Annotated in this window: 14 protein-coding genes and 3 tRNA genes; 10 read left to right on the top strand and 7 right to left on the bottom strand. The window is 67.1% G+C overall.

Annotation, left to right across the window (positions count from 1 at the left end; all coding sequences use genetic code 11):
- Position 1 precedes the first annotated feature (1 nt).
- Positions 2-1,927 carry a flotillin family protein gene (locus SK803_RS30720; protein ID WP_319969630.1) on the top strand — a complete coding sequence of 642 codons (1,926 nt, stop codon included), beginning with the start codon at positions 2-4 and terminating at the stop codon, positions 1,925-1,927.
- Positions 1,924-6,366, top strand: a complete 4,443-nt coding sequence (locus SK803_RS30715) for a DNA repair ATPase (RefSeq protein ID WP_319969629.1) — start codon at positions 1,924-1,926, stop codon at positions 6,364-6,366. Before SK803_RS30720 ends, SK803_RS30715 begins: the two co-directional genes overlap by 4 nt.
- Here SK803_RS30715 and SK803_RS30710 read toward each other — a convergent pair.
- The gene (locus SK803_RS30710; RefSeq protein WP_319969628.1) at positions 6,363-6,851 is read right to left on the bottom strand and encodes a hypothetical protein; all 489 of its coding nucleotides are present in this window, start codon (positions 6,849-6,851) and stop codon (positions 6,363-6,365) included. The genes SK803_RS30715 and SK803_RS30710 overlap by 4 nt on opposite strands.
- Before the next feature lie 86 nt (positions 6,852-6,937).
- A complete protein-coding gene (locus SK803_RS30705; protein WP_319969627.1) occupies positions 6,938-7,384 on the bottom strand; it encodes a PPOX class F420-dependent oxidoreductase in 447 nt (148 codons plus the stop codon).
- On the opposite strand from SK803_RS30705, the gene SK803_RS30700 reads away from it, so the two are divergent.
- Both SK803_RS30700 and SK803_RS30695 read left to right on the top strand, forming a co-directional pair.
- Positions 7,383-8,195: an oxygenase MpaB family protein gene (locus SK803_RS30700; protein ID WP_319969626.1), complete on the top strand. Its 813-nt coding sequence runs from the start codon at positions 7,383-7,385 to the stop codon at positions 8,193-8,195. The genes SK803_RS30705 and SK803_RS30700 overlap by 2 nt on opposite strands.
- An 82-nt stretch (positions 8,196-8,277) precedes the next feature.
- Entirely contained in the window at positions 8,278-9,093 is an 816-nt protein-coding gene (locus SK803_RS30695) for a glutamate ABC transporter substrate-binding protein (RefSeq protein ID WP_319969705.1), read from the top strand.
- Here the strand turns inward: SK803_RS30695 and SK803_RS30690 are convergent.
- Positions 9,090-10,229 (bottom strand): L,D-transpeptidase, encoded by a 1,140-nt coding sequence (locus SK803_RS30690; RefSeq protein WP_319969625.1) that lies wholly within the window; start codon positions 10,227-10,229, stop codon positions 9,090-9,092. The genes SK803_RS30695 and SK803_RS30690 overlap by 4 nt on opposite strands.
- A 347-nt stretch (positions 10,230-10,576) precedes the next feature.
- Here SK803_RS30690 and SK803_RS30685 point away from each other — a divergent pair, with 347 nt between their 5' ends.
- A complete protein-coding gene (locus SK803_RS30685) occupies positions 10,577-10,780 on the top strand; it encodes a cold-shock protein (protein WP_030477903.1) in 204 nt (67 codons plus the stop codon).
- 87 nt (positions 10,781-10,867) lie between these two features.
- Here the strand turns inward: SK803_RS30685 and SK803_RS30680 are convergent, their stop codons facing one another.
- From SK803_RS30680 to SK803_RS30665, 4 genes are all read right to left on the bottom strand, one after another.
- Complete coding sequence (locus tag SK803_RS30680; protein WP_109629158.1) at positions 10,868-11,167, bottom strand: hypothetical protein; 300 nt, start codon at positions 11,165-11,167, stop codon at positions 10,868-10,870.
- A 248-nt stretch (positions 11,168-11,415) separates the two neighbouring features.
- The gene (locus tag SK803_RS30675; RefSeq protein WP_319969624.1) at positions 11,416-13,599 is read right to left on the bottom strand and encodes a heavy metal translocating P-type ATPase; all 2,184 of its coding nucleotides are present in this window, start codon (positions 13,597-13,599) and stop codon (positions 11,416-11,418) included.
- Positions 13,599-13,805 carry a heavy-metal-associated domain-containing protein gene (locus tag SK803_RS30670; protein ID WP_319969623.1) on the bottom strand — a complete coding sequence of 69 codons (207 nt, stop codon included), beginning with the start codon at positions 13,803-13,805 and terminating at the stop codon, positions 13,599-13,601. Before SK803_RS30670 ends, SK803_RS30675 begins: the two co-directional genes overlap by 1 nt.
- A gap of 55 nt (positions 13,806-13,860) precedes the next feature.
- Entirely contained in the window at positions 13,861-14,121 is a 261-nt protein-coding gene (locus SK803_RS30665; RefSeq protein WP_319969622.1) for a hypothetical protein, read from the bottom strand.
- 154 nt (positions 14,122-14,275) lie between these two features.
- Between SK803_RS30665 and SK803_RS30660 the strand changes: the two genes are divergently transcribed.
- From SK803_RS30660 to SK803_RS30640, 5 genes are all read left to right on the top strand, one after another.
- Positions 14,276-14,521, top strand: coding sequence for a hypothetical protein (locus tag SK803_RS30660; RefSeq protein ID WP_319969621.1), 246 nt, complete (start codon positions 14,276-14,278; stop codon positions 14,519-14,521).
- Between the two features lie 125 nt (positions 14,522-14,646).
- Entirely contained in the window at positions 14,647-15,285 is a 639-nt protein-coding gene (locus SK803_RS30655; RefSeq protein WP_319969620.1) for a ScbR family autoregulator-binding transcription factor, read from the top strand.
- 130 nt (positions 15,286-15,415) lie between these two features.
- Positions 15,416-15,488: transfer RNA gene (locus tag SK803_RS30650), tRNA-Glu, on the top strand.
- Between the two features lie 38 nt (positions 15,489-15,526).
- A tRNA-Asp gene (locus SK803_RS30645) sits at positions 15,527-15,600 on the top strand.
- A gap of 14 nt (positions 15,601-15,614) precedes the next feature.
- Positions 15,615-15,688, top strand: a tRNA-Phe gene (locus tag SK803_RS30640).
- The last annotated feature ends 19 nt before the right edge of the window (positions 15,689-15,707 follow it).

Here is a 15,707-nt window from a genome sequence, read left to right as displayed (position 1 = left end):
AATGGGTGCGATCTCAACGGGTTTGGTCGTGCTGATCGCCGTGATCGTCGTCGTGCTGATCCTGATGATGATCACGTTGAGCAGGTTGTTCAAGAAGTGCGAGCAGGGCAAGGCGCTGATCGTCTCGAAGATGCGCAAGGTCGACGTGACCTTCACGGGCACGGTGGTCCTACCGGTGCTGCACAGATGCGAGACGATGGACATCTCGGTGAAGACCATCGAGATCCGCCGGGCCGGCAACGAGGGCCTGATCTGCCGCGACAACATCCGCGCGGACATCCGCATCACGTTCTTCGTGCGGGTCAACAAGACCGTCGAGGACGTCATCAAGGTGGCGCAGGCGATCGGCACCGAGCGGGCGAGCCACGAGCAGACGCTGCAGGAGCTGTTCAACGCCAAGTTCTCCGAGGCGCTCAAGACCGTCGGCAAGCAGCTGGACTTCGTCGACCTCTACACCCACCGCGACGAGTTCCGCGACCGGATCGTCCAGGTCATCGGCACCGACCTCAACGGCTACAGCCTTGAGGACGCGGCCATCGACTACCTGGAGCAGACGCCGCTCAAGCAGCTCGACCCGGCGAACATCCTGGACGCGCAGGGCATCCGCAAGATCACCGAGCTGACCGCGATCGAGCACGTCAAGACGAACGAGTTCACCCGCAACGAGGAGAAGGAGATCACGCGCCAGAACGTCAGCGCGCGTGAGGCGATCCTCGAGCTCGAACGGCGTCAGGCGGACGCGGAGATCAGGCAGAGGCGCGAGATCGAGACCGCCCGCGCGCAGCAGGAGGCGGAGACTCAGAAGGTCCAGGCCGAGGAACGGCTCAAGGCCAACACCGCGTTCATCCGCACCGAGGAACAGCTCGGCATCCAGACCGAGAACAAGGCCCGCGAGATCGCCGTCGCCGAGAAGAACCGCGAGCGCGTGATCGCCGTCGAGACCGAGCGCATCGAGAAGGACCGCCTGCTCGAAGTCATCGCCCGCGAACGGGAAACGTCGCTGCGCATGATCGAGAAGGACAAGGAGCTCGAGCACGAGCGGCGTGCCATCGCGGACCTGGTCCGCGAGCGGGTCGCGGTCGAGAAGACAGTGGCCGAGCAGGAGGAGAACATCAAGCGCCTGCGTGCGGTCGAGGAGGCCGAGCGCGACCGTCAGCAGATCATCATTCGCGCCGAGGCCGAGGCGCAGGAGTCGCTGGTCAAGGACATCAAGGCCGCAGAGGCCGCGGAACAGTCGGCGCAGCACAAGGCTCGCGAGGAGGTCGTGCTCGCGGAGGCGCGCAACAAGGCAGCCGAACTGGACACCCGCTCCAAGATCCGTCTCGCGGAGGGCACGCAGGCAGAGGCCGCGGCGAAGGGCCTGGCGGACGCGCTGGTCAAGGAACGCGACGCCGCCGCATCCGAGGCGCTTGGTCGCGCCGAGGCCGTGGTCGACCGCGAGAAGGCGCTGGCCGACGCCGAAGGCATCAAGGAACGGCTCAAGGGCGAGGCGGAAGGCCTGTCGCACAAGGCGGAGGCGATGGCCGCGCTCGACACCGCGACTCGCGAGCACGAGGAGTACCGGCTGCGTCTCGAGGCGGAGAAGGAGATCCGGCTCAAGGGCATCGACGTGCAGCGCCAGGTCGCCGAGGCGCAGGCCATGGTCCTCGCCGCGGGCCTGGAGAAGGCCAACATCGACATCGTCGGCGGCGACTCGATGTTCTTCGACAAGATCGCCGGCGCGATCACCGCGGGCAAGCAGGTCGACGGGTTCGTCGGCAGCTCGGACGTGGTGCAGGCACTCGGTGCCAAGTGGATGGACGGGTCGTCGAACTTCCCGGAGGACCTGACCAAGATCCTCGGCTCGTTCACCACGGGTGACGCGCAGAACCTCGCCGCCGCGATCGCCCTGACCCAGATGGCCAAGAACAACGGTCAGAACGCATGACGGTGTCCAACCCTTCTGGTCTGGACGCCGGAACCTACGAGGTGCTGCGGGCCCGGCTGGCCGAACAGGCCGCCGGGCTCGCCCGGAGCACGGAAGCGCTGAACGCCCAGCGCGTCGAGACGTTCGGCAGCACCGCGCTCGAACTCGTTGCGACCGAACGCGTCCGCACCGAGAACAACTGCGTGCCGCGCGACATCGTGGCACTCGGCGACTCGATGTTGTTCGGCTACAACGTGTTCATGGGCCTCAAGCCCGAGACCGCGGTCAGTGACGTCTTCGCGGTCCACGGCAGGGATTTCAGCGCGGTCGAGGCCTCGTTCCTGCAGGACCCGAAGTTCGTCAACGACTTCGCCGAGCTCTACCGGTACTACCGGGAGACGCGGCTGCTCCAGCTGCGGATCGTCGAGTCACGGCTGCTCGCGGTGTTCCAGACCGGTGCGCGGATCGAGGACATCCGCGTGCTGCGCTGGGACGTCGCGGTCGACGGCACGGTCACCTACCTCGACAACCGCGGCGATCGCGACCACGTGTTCCCGCCCTCGCACGACGTCACGTGGGTCGAGACGACCCGCGAGCAGCACGTGCTCGGCCGGCACCCGCACATCGCGATCGACAACGAGGTCTTCGTCGAGACGGTCGGCGGCACGCTGACCGTCAAGATCGAGAACAACACCGAGGTCGGCCAGGGCATCTACGAGGAGCCCGTCGACGAACCACTGCAGAGCCTCGCGGACGCGGACGTGCACTACGCCCGCGTCGGCCCGTTGATCCTGCTCAGGATCCGCCCGTACAACGAGACCGCGTGGCGTCACCTGGTCTTCAACACCCGCACCAAGGCCGTGGTGCGGCTCGACGGCATCGGCCAGGCCTGCCAGCGGCTGCCGGAGGACCAGGGGATCATCTTCCCCGGCGGCTACTACCTCGTCACCGGCGCGGACAAGACGTTCGACGTCAGCACCGACGAGCTGGAGTTCGAGCGGGTCGTCCGGTCGGCGAACGGCGAGGACGTGCTGTTCGTCTACCACGCCCGCCGCGAGGGCCGCAGCTTGTTGTTGCCCTACAACGTGATCCGCAAGGAAGTCGCCACCCCGCTGGTGTGCCACGGCTACTCGCTCTTCGCCGACGGCACGTTGGTGGTCTTCCGTGAGACCGGCTCCGACCCGGTGCGCGTGCACCCGATGCAGGTGTGGCGCACGCCGTTCCTGCACGACGAGGAACTGCCGGAACAGGCGGGTCCGCTCGCCCGCATCGGCAACGCCGAACTGGTGCGCGGCATCTCGGACTGCCTGTCCATCACCAGGATGAGCGCCGAGATGACCCCGAGCGTTCCGGTGTTCGAGGGCCTGATCGCCCTGTGCACCAGGGTGATCGACGGCGTCCACTGGCTGGCGGAGCTGGGGCTCAGACAAGACGTCCTGGCCGTCCGCGCCACCGCCGAGCAGGTGCTGGACGAGTTCGAGGCGGTCCGCACGCTCACCGAGCACGCGGCCCAACAACTCCACACCGCGTCGGAAAAGCTCGCCTCACTCATCAGGCTCGCCCGCTCGGCAGCTCCGCGAAGCGCCGACGAGTGGGTGCGGCTGCTGGCCGATCTGCGGTCCGCACAGGGCCGTCTGATCACCCTGAAGGACCTCAGGTACGTCGACCTCGAAGAGATCGACCGGCGGGAAGCCGAACTCGTCGAGGAACTGGGCGCGTCCGCACGCCGGGCCGTCGCGTTCCTCAGCGGTGAGGGCGCGTTCTCCCAGTACCACGAGGAGATCGAGCAGATCGCGGCCGCGGAGCTCAAGACCGCGGCCGAGGCGAAGCCGCTGCGCGAACGGCTGGAACAGCAGCAGACCGGGCTGGAGGTGCTGACCGAGGTCGTCAGCACGCTCGACGCCGCCGACACGACCACCCGCACGGCGATCCTGGCGAGCATCGGTGAGGTGCTGGCCGCGGTCAACCGGGCACGGGCCACTGTGGACGGTCGCAGGTCCCAGCTCGCGAACACCGAGGGCCGCGCCGAGTTCGCCGCCGAGTTCGCGTTGCTCGGCCAGGCCATCACCGGCGCGCTGTCGGTCGCGGACAGCCCGCAGCGCTGCGACGACCAGCTCGGCAGGCTGTTGCTGCAGCTGGAGAACCTGGAGTCGCGGTTCGGCGAGTTCGACGACTTCCTGGCCCAGATCGGCGCCAAGCGCACGGACGTCTACGAGGCCTTCTCCGCGCGCAAGCAGACGTTGCTGGACGAACGGGCGCGCAAGGCCGACCGGCTCGTGCAGTCGGCCGAACGCGTGCTCGGTACGATCCGCCGTCGCGTCGGGAAGCTCACCTCGACCGACGAGATCAACACGTACTTCGCGGGCGACCCGATGGTCGCCAAGGTGCGCAACGTCGCGGAAGAGCTGCGCAAGCTCGGTGACGTGCGGGCCGACGAACTCGACGCGAGTCTGCGCGATGCCCGGCAAGAGGGAGGCCGGGCACTGCGCGACCGGGCCGATCTGTACGACGGCGCGTCGATCGTGCTCGGTCGTCACCGTTTCCCGGTGACGACCGAGCCGATGAACCTCACCCTCGTGCCGCGCGACGGACGGTTGTTCTACGCGGTCACCGGCACCGACTACCGCAGCGAGGTCACCGCCCCCGGATTCGCCGCGACCAGGCCCTTCTGGGACCAGTTGCTGGTCTCGGAGACACAGGACGTGTACCGGTCGGAGCACCTCGCGGGTTGCCTGCTCGCCGAAGGCCGCACGGACGTGGTGAACGCCGCCGCGGAACGCTACGACGAGGGTTACGAGAAAGGCGTCCACGACCACGACGCCGAGAAGATCCTCGCTGTCCTGCAACGACTTCACGCTGGTGCCGGACTGCTCAGGTACCCGCCGGCCGTGCGCGCCCAGGCCCAGCTCTTCTGGTCCGAACAGCCGGCCGACCAACGTGCGGTGTGGGCGCACAAGGCCGAGTCGCTGGCCCGCGCGCGCACGATCTTCGGTGGCACGCACGGAATTCCGGAGCTCACCAGGCAGTTCGGCATCGACGACCTGGCCGCCGAGTACCTGTTCGAGGAACTGGCCTGCGAGCCGAGGGGATTCGTCACCAGCAAGGCCGCCCGCGCGGTGATCGACAGGTTCCGCGCGGCGGTGAGCGAGGAACTTCACGACCGCGACCTGATCGAGGCGTGGCTGCGGGCGTTCCTGGGCGACGAGGACTGTCGTGAGTTCCCCGAGGTGGTCGCGGTTCTGCTCACCGACCTGCCGCGCTACGACTCCAGCGCCGCCCTGACCGAAACCGTCACCGGCCTGCTCGGCACGCACCCGCGCGTGACGAACCAGTCGATGGAACTGCGCCTGGACGAAGCCCTGACCAGGCTGCGTGAATTCCAGCAGGGACAGGTCCCCGCTTTCCGCGCGTACCAACGGCAACGCGACGAGCTGATCGCGCTGGAACGCCAGCGGCTCAGGCTCGACGACTACCGGCCCGCGGTGCTGAACACGTTCGTGCGCAACAGGTTGCTGAACGAGGTGTACCTGCCGTTGATCGGCGACAACCTCGCCAAGCAGCTCAACGACGGCACCGGCCTGCTGATGCTGATCTCCCCGCCCGGCTACGGCAAGACGACGCTGATGGAGTACGTCGCGAACCGGCTCGGCATGGTGTTCGTCAAGGTCAACGGCCCGGCGCTGGGCAGCGGCGTCACCTCGCTCGATCCGGAGGAGGCCCCGAATGCCACCGCACGCCAGGAGGTCGAGCGCATCAACTTCGCGTTCGCCCTGGGCAGCAACGTTCTGCTGCACCTCGACGACATCCAGCACACATCGCCTGAGCTGCTGCAGAAGTTCATCTCGCTGTGCGACGCACAACGACGCGTTGACGGCGTGTGGGACGGCGAGGCACGTACGTTCGACCTGCGGGGCAAGCGCTTCGCGGTGTCGATGGCCGGTAACCCGTATACCGAGACCGGCCGCGCTTTCCGCGTTCCGGACATGCTCGCGAACCGTGCGGACGTGTGGAACCTCGGTGACGTGCTGTCCGGTCGCGACGCCCTCTTTGCGTTGAGCTACCTGGAGAACGCGTCCGCCTCGAACCCGACGCTCAACGGTGTCGACGTGGAACCGTTGGTGCGCCTGGCGAACGGCGAAAGCGTCCGCCACGAGTACGAAGCTGTCGAGCTGGACCGCATGCTGTCCGTGGTCCGGAAGCTGCGGCGGATCCAGGAGGTCGTGCTCGCGGTCAACCAGGAGTACATCGCGTCGGCGGCGAGCGGCGGCTCGTTCCTGTTGCAGGGCAGCTATCGCAACATGAACCGGATGGCCGCCAGGATCGTGCCGGCGATGAACGACGACGAGGTCGAGGCGTTGATCGACGACCACTACCTCGGCGAAGCGCAGCTGCTCGGCACCCGTGCGGAGGCGAACCTCAAGCGGTTGCAGGAGCTGAAGAGCCAGGGCTCACGCCACTAGTCGTCGCAGTCCAGGTCGAACCCGTCTAGGTCACGGCCGTCCGGGCCGCGCACGTCGACCGGGTGCAGGTGGTGCTTCTTCAGGAAGTCGCAGAACTCCTCGTTGTCGAACGGCGACTTCAGGCAGCGCTCGAAGTCGTCGTCCCCGAAGTACTTCGCGTCGCACCGCAGCAGGTCGTACAGGCTGGGCGGACGGGGCTTCTGCGGCGGCGCCGAGGAGGGCTGCCCTGGTTTCGGCCGGGGCAGCGGCTTGGCGGGTGGAGGCGGCGGTGGTGGCGGAGGCGGTGGATGGGCCGGCGCGTGACCGATGGCGGAGACGGTCGTGGTGGCGGTCGCGGTGATGATCGGAGGTGGCGGGGGCGGCGGTGCGACCAGGCGGATGTCCACCGGTCTGTCCGGGGGTGCGGCGAACAGCGCCGCGATCAAGGCAGCGCTCATCACCGCCACCGCGGCTGTGAAGTAGCCGCGGCGTCTGTCACCAGTCATCGCTTCCGCTCCCCAGGTTCCGCCTGCCCGGTAGCCGCCGTGCCCGTGGAATCGTTGCGCAGGCTAACGGTGTTACCGGCCGGGGATCAGCCTGTCCTGTCGGGTCCAGCGCCGGTCAGGGAAATCCGCAGGACCACCCGCTGCTCGCGTTTCATCGACGCCCGGTAGCCGTTCCAGTCGGGGTGCTCGCCGGAGATCGTCCGGTAGTGCCCGACCAGCAGATCCATCGCTTCCGGCAACGGCACGACCGTCGCCGTTCCGTTGATCTGGATCCATCGGCCGAAGAAGCTGTCCGGCAGCACGCACAGCGAGACGTTCGGATCACGTTGGACTTGCTTGGTCTTGTAAGCCGTCGCCCGCGTGGATACGAGCACGTCGCCGTTGTCGTCCAACGCGACCAGCACCGGCGACATGGCCGGCGTGCCGTCCGACTTCAGTGCGCAGAACACCGCGCGGTGCTGGCTGCGAAGCACTTCCCGTGCCTGGTCCAGGTCCATGGCCATCATCTTCGCGAGACGAGACGATGTTCGCATGCCCGATCCGAACTCCGTCAGCTGGCAGATGCACGCAGACCCCACGATGTGGATCGCCGGGATCGCGAGCCTCTACCTGCAGGCGCTGCACCCCAAGGCCGTCGCGGGTGTGGTGCAGAACTCGAACTTCCAGGCCGATCCGCTCGGCAGGCTGAAGCGGACGGCGGACTTCGTCGGGCTCGGCGTCTACGGCACCGACCAGGAGATCGCCGCCGCCGCGGCGCGGGTACGAGCCACCCACCGCAACCTGCGCGGGGTCGTCGACGGCCGGACGTTCCGGGTGGACGAACCCGAACTGCTGTTGTGGGTGCATTGCTCGGAGGTTTCCTGTTTCGAAACGGTTCTCGACCGCGCGGGGTACGGACTGACGAATCGGCAGAAGGATCAGTACTACGCGGAGCAGCGATTCGCCGCGACACTCGTCGGCCTGCACGAGGACGAGGTCCCCTGCTCGCGGCGCGAGATGGCCGACTACTTCGAACGGATGCGTCCTGAGCTGCGTCGAACAGCCGATTCCGATGTGATCTACGACTTCCTGCACGGCCCACCGGTGCAAGGCTGGATCCGTCACGGACTCCCGCTCTACCGGGTCCTGGTGGGCCACCTGGCGTATTCGGCACTGCCCGATTGGGCGCTCGAACTGCACGGCCGCCCGCCCTACGTGCAAGCTGACCGGTGGCTGCGAATCATGCGCCGAGCTGCGCTTTTGGTGCCCGGCAAGATCAGGAGGCTCGCTCCGCCCGGCCACCTCAAGCGTGCGATCGAACGCCACGGCCGCCATGTGACACCCAGCAAGGCAAGGCTTCCGTAGTTGTCATACATCACAGTCGATCATCGCCGCAGGTCCGTAGCATTGCTCACGACTCCACACCACCCCCGGAAGGCCTGTCGTGATCCGTCGTGCTGCGCTCCTGACTGCCGTAGCGGTGCTCGCCACCGCCTGTGGGAGCGGTGACACCAGCACAGTCATCGGACGTGCTGACTCCGGCAAGTTGACCATCGGCATCCGCTACGACCAGCCGGGCCTGAGCCAGCGCCGGCTGGACGGCCGGTACGTCGGGTTCGACGTGGACGTCGCCAAGTACGTGGCGAGCGAACTCGGCGTGAAGGACACCGGCATCACCTTCAAGGAGGCACGCGGCGCGGCCCGCGAGTCGATGCTCCAGAACGGCGAGGCCGACCTGATCATCGCCTCCTACTCGATCACCGACGCCCGCAAGGAGAAGGTCGCCTTCGCCGGCCCGTACTTCGAGACCGGCCAGGGCGTGCTGGTCCGCTACACGGAGGAAGGCATCCAGGGGCCGGAGACGCTGAACGGCCGCAAGCTGTGCTCCGTCAAGGGATCCACCTCCGCGCAGAAGGTGAAGACCGACTACGCCCAGGGCGTGCAGATCGTCGAGTACGGCCAGTACTCCGACTGCGTGATCGCGCTGATGGCGGGCAACGTCGACGCCGTCACGACCGACGAGGTCATCCTCGCCGGGTTCGCCGCGGAGAACCCCGAGCTGCTCAAGCTCGTCGGCAAGCCGTTCTCCAAGGAGCGCTACGGCATCGGCGTGCCGAAGGGCGACGCGAAGTCCCGTGACGCCGTGAACCAGGCCATCGAGAAGATGATTTCGAGCGGTGAGTGGAAGCGGGCCCTCGAACGCAACGTCGGTCCGTCGGGTTACGAGATCCCGCAGCCACCCCAGATCACCGAGAAGAGCTAGGGAGTAGCGGCCGACTTGGCGGTCCAGGCCGCCCAGTCCAGCGTCCAGTCCCAGTAGTCGCCGGGAGCGACCCCCATCGGGTCACCCAGCCCGAGCGGCACCGACGAACCCACGACCTCGACCGGGTCACCGATCATCGTCAGGTCGAAGAAGATCTTCGCGTCGGTGCCGGACAGGTTCGCGCACCCGTGCGAGACGTTCTCCACGCCCTGCTTGGCGATGGTGCCGTTGTTCTCGTGCACGAACTCGCCGTTCTGCGAGATCAGCACCGCCCAGGTGACCGGGATGTTCTCGTAGTTGAAGATCGGGTTGGTCATCGTCCGACTGGCCTGCTTCATCTGCACCACGTGGATGCCGTTGCGGGTCTCCGCCCGCTTGTCGCTCTCCATCCCGTACGAGGCCGGGAAGTCGTGCAGCAGCACGTCATCGCGGTAGATCTCGAACCGATGGGTCTTGGTGTTCGCCTTGGCCACCAGCGCGCGATCCGCGATCTTGAACTGCACGTGCACGTCCTCGGCACCGAAAGCGCCGCCCCCGAACGGCACGCCGTACACGTCGACGTCCACGGAGACCTCGGTGTTCGGCTTCCAGTACTCGCGCGGGCGCCAGTGCGCCTCGGTCTCCGACAGCCAGGCCCACGCGCCCTCGGTCGGCACGGAAGTCTTGACGGTCATGGCCTTCTGCACCGAGGCCTGGTCCTGCACCGGCGAGCTGAACTTCACCTTGATCGGCATCGCGATGCCGTAGGTCTCGTGGTCGCCGACGTTCATCGACGCGTTGATGAGCCGCTGCGGCTTGACCGTGCGGAACGAACCGCTGACCGGCACGTCCGCTCCGTCCGCGCCCTTCGCGGAACCGGACCACGTGTAGACCTTGTCGTAACCCAGGTCCTCGGTGGCGACCCACCTGTCGGCCGCCAGCTCCCCCTTGACCACGTTGCCGTCGGCACCGGTGAGCGCGACGGCGGTCAGCGAACCTCCAGTCACCCCAACCTGGAACGGCCCCGCCGGGCTGATCCCCTCGCCCGACGCCGGCGTCACGGTCAGTGCCGCCTTGGCCTTCTCCTGCACGACCTGAGCAGCCGGCGACGAGCCCGAATCGGGCGCGGCGCTGCACGCGGTCAACCCCAGCAGCACAGCCAAAAACAGTGGCCGAAACACGTTTCCCCCCAAGATCCCCTCATCTGACGGTCAAGAGACGCGTGGAGGGGGGAACACGTTGCATGCGAGAACGCGATCACCCACCCGGACCAGCGGGTTTCCTCCTATTGAGGCAGCCAACTGGCCGGTAATGACCTGTAGTGCTATGACGCATCACACGTTAGGCTGACCCGCGCAGGCCGTGGTTTCTGTGTTCGTGCTTCACACGCTCGCGGAACGACACGCGGGCGTGCGGTGCGCTCTCACGGAGCGGGCCGACCGCCCCCGGGACGGCCGGGGTTGCACGGTGCAGCCCCAAGCTTTCCTGCGATGGAGGCAGGTACATGGCACAGGGCACTGTCAAGTGGTTCAACTCCGAAAAGGGCTTCGGCTTCATCGCCCAGGACAACGGCGGCGCAGACGTCTTCGTCCACTACTCGGAGATCCAGGGTCAGGGCTTCCGGACTCTGGAGGAGAACCAGCGCGTGGAGTTCGAGGTCGGCCAGGGCACCAAGGGTCCGCAGGCCCAGAACGTTCGCGCGGTCTGATTTCTAGTTCGCCGCAATTGAGTCGTAAGTGAGAAGGACCCTCGACCGGGCTCGGTCGAGGGTCCTTCTTCGTTGACTTCGAATGACTTAGTGGCCGCGCTGGCGCGCTTCCCACTCCAGTCGCTGCATGACCCACTCCGTGGCGAGCGCCTGCGGGGAGGTCTGTCGCTCAGCGGCGAGCTCCTTGAGCTGTTCGTTGGCCATCAGCTGCAGTCGCAACTGGTACACCTGCGCGTTGCCGAACCCCGAGGCGGTGGTCTCGTTGTCCGAGTCCGGGGCGAGCGCGGCCAGGTAAGAGGTCAGCTCCTCGTCGGGCAACGTCTCCTGCGGTTCGTCCGCTGGGCGGTGACGGCCGGACTTGGAGCGTCCGAGGGATCCTATGGGCACCGGGACACGATAACGGCTCGGTCACGGAACCCAAACCCCTGTGACCTGAGTCACCCCAAGGTGTAAATGGGTCTACTCAGAGTGGATCTCCCGCCGGGCGGTGTGACGCAGAGCTGCGGAGGCCCCCGCGCCAGGGGGAGGAACGCGGGGGCCGGAGGGGATCTCCACAGGCGCTGACCGGGGGTGTGTCAGCTTTTGGATTGTTGCACGCGCACAAGCCTGTTGGGGAGACTTCCCACACAAGATTCTTAAGTTGCCGATGTACGGAAACCCCGTAGTCGCAAGCTGTTGCTAACAACGAACACGCTGCTGAAGGCCATTGCGGCACCCGCGATCATCGGGTTCAGCAGTCCCAGCGCCGCGAGTGGAAGTCCAGCGACGTTGTAGGCGAACGCCCAGAAAAGATTCCCCTTGATGGTGTCCAAAGTCTTGCGGGACAACCGGATCGCGTCCGCCGCCACGCGCAGGTCGCCGCGCACGAGGGTCAGGTCGCTCGCCTCAATTGCGACATCGGTCCCAGTTCCCATGGCCAGCCCCAGATCCGCGGCCGCGAGTGCCGGCGCGTCGTTCACGCCGTCGCCGACCATGGCGACAACTCGGCCCTGTGCCTGGAGATTCCGCACCGCCTCGACTTTTCCGGACGGCAGCACGTCGGCGATGACCTCGTCGATCCCCACCTCGGCCGCGACCTCGGCGGCCACCGCGGCGTTGTCGCCGGTCAGCAGCACCGGACGCAGCCCGAGCGCCTTCAGTTCGCGAATCGCTTGTGCGGACGTGGGTTTGACGACGTCCGACACGACGACAAGTCCGACAACCTTGTCATCAAAGGAAACCGCGACAACGGTTCGAGCACCTTGTGCAACTGCGGCCTCGGTCAATTCCGTCGGCAGCGAAACGTTGCGCAACCGGCCGACAACAACGCGTCGTCCTTCCACCACACCGCTGACACCGATGCCATCCGCGGAAACGAATTCCGACACGGGCGGCACATCGGTGACTTCGCGGACGATCGCCGCGGCGATCGGATGTTCGGACGCGTTCTCGACGGCCGCCGCGAACCGCAGCACCTCGTCCTTGGACACGCCGTCCGCCGGGATCACGTCGACCAGAGTCAAGCGTCCGGTCGTGACCGTGCCGGTCTTGTCGAGCACGACGGTGTCCACCCGCCGGGTCGACTCCAGCACCTCCGGACCCTTCACCAGGATCCCGAGCTGGGCACCGCGCCCGGTGCCCACGAGCAACGCCGTCGGCGTCGCCAGCCCGAGCGCACACGGGCACGCGATCACGAGGACCGCCACCGCCGTCGTCACCGCGAACTCGAGCGGCCGCCCGGCGAGCAGCCACGCGCCGAACGACGCCAGCGCGATCAGTGCGACGACCGGGACGAACACGGCCGACACCCGGTCGGCCAGGCGCTGCACGTCGGCCTTGCCCGCCTGGGCCTGCTCGACCAGCCGAGCCATCCTGGCGAGCTGGGTGTCCGAGCCGACGGACGTGGCCTCGATGATCAGCCGGCCGCCCGCGTTGACGGTCCCGCCGACGACCGAATCGCCGGCGCCGACCTCGACCGGCACCGATTCCCCGGTGACCATCGACCGGTCAACAGCCGAGCTGCCCTCGACCACTAGGCCGTCCGTGGCGATCCGCTCACCCGGACGGACCACGAAGCGTTCGCCGACCTGGAGCCGGCCGATGGACACGCGGGTCTCGACGCCGTCACGCAGCACCGCCACGTCCTTGGCGCCGAGCGCGAGCAACGACCGCAGGGCGGCACCCGCGCTGCGCTTGGACCGCGCCTCCAGCCACCGTCCGAGCAGCAGGAACACGGTCACGCCGACCGCGACCTCCAGGTAGATGTCACCGGAGGTGCTCGGGCGCGGCAGGAGGCTGAACTCGTGTCGCATGCCGATCGTCCCGGCCTCGCCGAACACCAGGGCGTAGAGCGACCACAGGTACGAGACCGTGACGCCCATCGACACGAGGGTGTCCATCGTGCTGGCGCCGTGCCGTGCGTTCACGAACGCCGCACGGTGGAACGGCCAGCCGCACACCCACACGACCACGCTGGCCAGCGCCAGCGACACCCACTGCCAGGTGGGGAACTGCCAGGCCGGGACCATCGAGAACGCGATCACCGGCACGCCGAGCAGCGCGGAGAGGCTGAACCTCAGCCGCAGCTCACCGGCCTCGTCACCGTCGGAAGCCTCGGGTTTGGGCTCCTCCGCGTAGTAGCCCGCCGCGCGCACGGTCGACACCAGGTCGTCCACGCGCAGGTTGTCCGGGAACTGAACGCTGGCCTTCTCGGTCGCGTAGTTCACGGTGGCGGAGACACCGTCGAGCTTGTTCAGCTTGCGTTCGATGCGATTCGCGCAGGAGGCGCACGTCATGCCGCTGATGCTGAGTTCGACGTGACGAGGCTCGGTCGTGGTCATCAGGCGACCTGGTACCCGGCCTCGGTGACGGCGGAGACGACCTCGGCGCGGTCGAGCTCGCGGTCGCTCGTGACGGTCACGGCGCCGGTCTCCAGGACGACGTCGACGGCCGTGACGCCGGAGACCTCGCCCAGCTCCTCCTTGACGGAGCTGACGCAGTGACCGCAGGTCATGCCGGTGACGGTGTAGGTGGTGCTGACGGACATCGGGGTCCCTTTCTTCCTCGGGACTCCGATCTTATACCCCCCTGGGGTAAGCGATCTACTGAGGACTCTCGGGTTTCGGCTGGTCCAGGTTCTGGATGTCCGACTCGATCTTGTTGACCAGGTCGTCGAGGCCCTCGAGCATCTTGTCGAGCTCGGCCATCCTGGAGCCGAACGCGGACTCGATGTCGGCGTCGATGGTGTTCAGGTCGATGCCGCTGATCGCCTTCAGGATCTCCTGCGGGTCGACCGCGGGCGGTGTCTGAGACGCGTTTTGGCCCTCTGCATCGGGGGAAGGCTCCGGCGTGGGGTCGGTCATGGGTCCATCATCCCCTGGCCGGTTCCTCACGAGACACGGACCGCACCAGTACGGAAAGTAACGCTGGGTGGCGGTGGAATCACTCTGCGGGGGGCTGCGGCCGTTGTCCCAGGTCGCTTAGCCTCGCGCCAACCTCAAGTCGGGGAGGGTGCTCATGAGCGGGTCACTGGAAGTGCGGAAGTTCCTGTTCACACAGGACGACGGCATGTCGCGACAGGGCGGGCCGAACGTGCCGGCCCAGCGGAGCGGAGAACCCTCGCGGATCTCCGATGATCAGGTCCACCGAGCCAGGCTCGCCGTCGCGCGGAGTGCTCTGGGTGCCGAGGACTGCCGGATGCTGCTCGACATGCTGGGGCTGTCACCCGGCGAGGACGGCGGGATGCCACCGGCGCAACGGTGAAGTGATGCGTTCGCGAATGCGGCCCTGACTCCAGACGCGCACCCCCCGGAGTGCGTCTGCAGGACAGGGCCGCATCTGGAAACATACCCACGGGTCTCTTTAGCGGCAACGGCTAACCTTGACCCATGCCCCAGCAGGACCGGGCGTACGCGACACGTGAGGCGATACTCCACGCCGCGGCGGAGGAGTTCGACCGGCTCGGCTACGAGCGCACGTCGCTGACCGCCGTGTTGGCGCGCGCCGGGCTGACCAAGGGCGCGTTCTACTTCCACTTCGCCTCCAAGGAGGCGGTCGCCGCTGCCCTGATCGAGCAGCAGAGCGAGACGTGGGCGCAGATGCGGGAGTCGTGGCGGCTGCGCGGCGTCGACCCGCTGAGCGCCCTGCACGGCATGTTCGTCGAGTCCGCCGACCGGATGGCCGCGGACGTCGTGCTGCGCGCGGGCGTGCGGTTGAACGCCGACCGCGAGATCGGCTATCCGGGTGTCCCGAGCGCGCACGCCATGTGGGAGAAGCTGATCACCGGCTACCTGGCGGAGGCTCAGCAGCGCGGAGACCTGCGCTCCGGTGTCGATCCGGAGGCCGTGGCGCGGACGTTGTGCGGAGCCGCCCTGGGTGCCCGGCTGATCTCCTCGGCGACGACGGCGTGCGCCGATTTCCCGGCTCGGATCCGCGAGGTTCTGGGCCATGTGCTGCCGTGCGTGGCATCTGCGGAGTGGAAGTTGTCTGGATCACAAAACGCGCTTGACGGGGCTGCTGGGCCGTGAACAGGCGTTTGTTGATCTGGACGGTGTGGCGGCGAAGGTGGTTTGGCCAGGTCAAGGCATAAGTGGACCCCCCGTTTTGGAGGTGCGCACACCTATGCCATATGCTTACGATGCTTCCAGAGACCAGCTAGTCCCCATCATCTAGCGGCCTAGGATCCCGCCCTTTCAAGGCGGTCGCGCGGGTTCGAATCCCGTTGGGGGCACGCAGTAATGTAAGGTACGGTTAGATCAGCAAGAGCAAGGCCCAGTGGCGCAGTTGGTTAGCGCGTCGCCCTGTCACGGCGAAGGTCGCGGGTTCGAGTCCCGTCTGGGTCGCTTTACCTTCTCATGGCCAGGTAGCTCAGTTGGTACGAGCGACCGCCTGAAAAGCGGTAGGTCGGCGGTTCGACCCCGCCCCTGGCCATACCTCCTTCGAAAGAAGC

The sequence above is a fragment of the Lentzea miocenica genome (assembly GCF_033949945.1).
GTDB classification, from domain to species: domain Bacteria; phylum Actinomycetota; class Actinomycetes; order Mycobacteriales; family Pseudonocardiaceae; genus Lentzea; species Lentzea miocenica.
Note: the sequence above shows the minus strand (reverse complement) of the source record. Positions and strands in the feature narration are given on the sequence as shown.

Excerpts from the sequence above, each read along its gene's own strand:
- SK803_RS30720 (WP_319969630.1), top strand. The coding sequence starts at position 2 with ATGGGTGCGATCTCAACGGGTTTGGTCGTGCTGATCGCCGTGATCGTC.
- SK803_RS30715 (WP_319969629.1), top strand. The coding sequence starts at position 1,924 with ATGACGGTGTCCAACCCTTCTGGTCTGGACGCCGGAACCTACGAGGTG.
- SK803_RS30710 (WP_319969628.1), bottom strand. The coding sequence starts at position 6,851 with ATGACTGGTGACAGACGCCGCGGCTACTTCACAGCCGCGGTGGCGGTG.
- SK803_RS30700 (WP_319969626.1), top strand. The coding sequence starts at position 7,383 with ATGCCCGATCCGAACTCCGTCAGCTGGCAGATGCACGCAGACCCCACG.
- SK803_RS30705 (WP_319969627.1), bottom strand. The coding sequence starts at position 7,384 with ATGCGAACATCGTCTCGTCTCGCGAAGATGATGGCCATGGACCTGGAC.
- SK803_RS30685 (WP_030477903.1), top strand. The coding sequence starts at position 10,577 with ATGGCACAGGGCACTGTCAAGTGGTTCAACTCCGAAAAGGGCTTCGGC.
- SK803_RS30675 (WP_319969624.1), bottom strand. The coding sequence starts at position 13,599 with ATGACCACGACCGAGCCTCGTCACGTCGAACTCAGCATCAGCGGCATG.
- SK803_RS30670 (WP_319969623.1), bottom strand. The coding sequence starts at position 13,805 with ATGTCCGTCAGCACCACCTACACCGTCACCGGCATGACCTGCGGTCAC.
- SK803_RS30665 (WP_319969622.1), bottom strand. The coding sequence starts at position 14,121 with ATGACCGACCCCACGCCGGAGCCTTCCCCCGATGCAGAGGGCCAAAAC.
- SK803_RS30660 (WP_319969621.1), top strand. The coding sequence starts at position 14,276 with ATGAGCGGGTCACTGGAAGTGCGGAAGTTCCTGTTCACACAGGACGAC.
- SK803_RS30655 (WP_319969620.1), top strand. The coding sequence starts at position 14,647 with ATGCCCCAGCAGGACCGGGCGTACGCGACACGTGAGGCGATACTCCAC.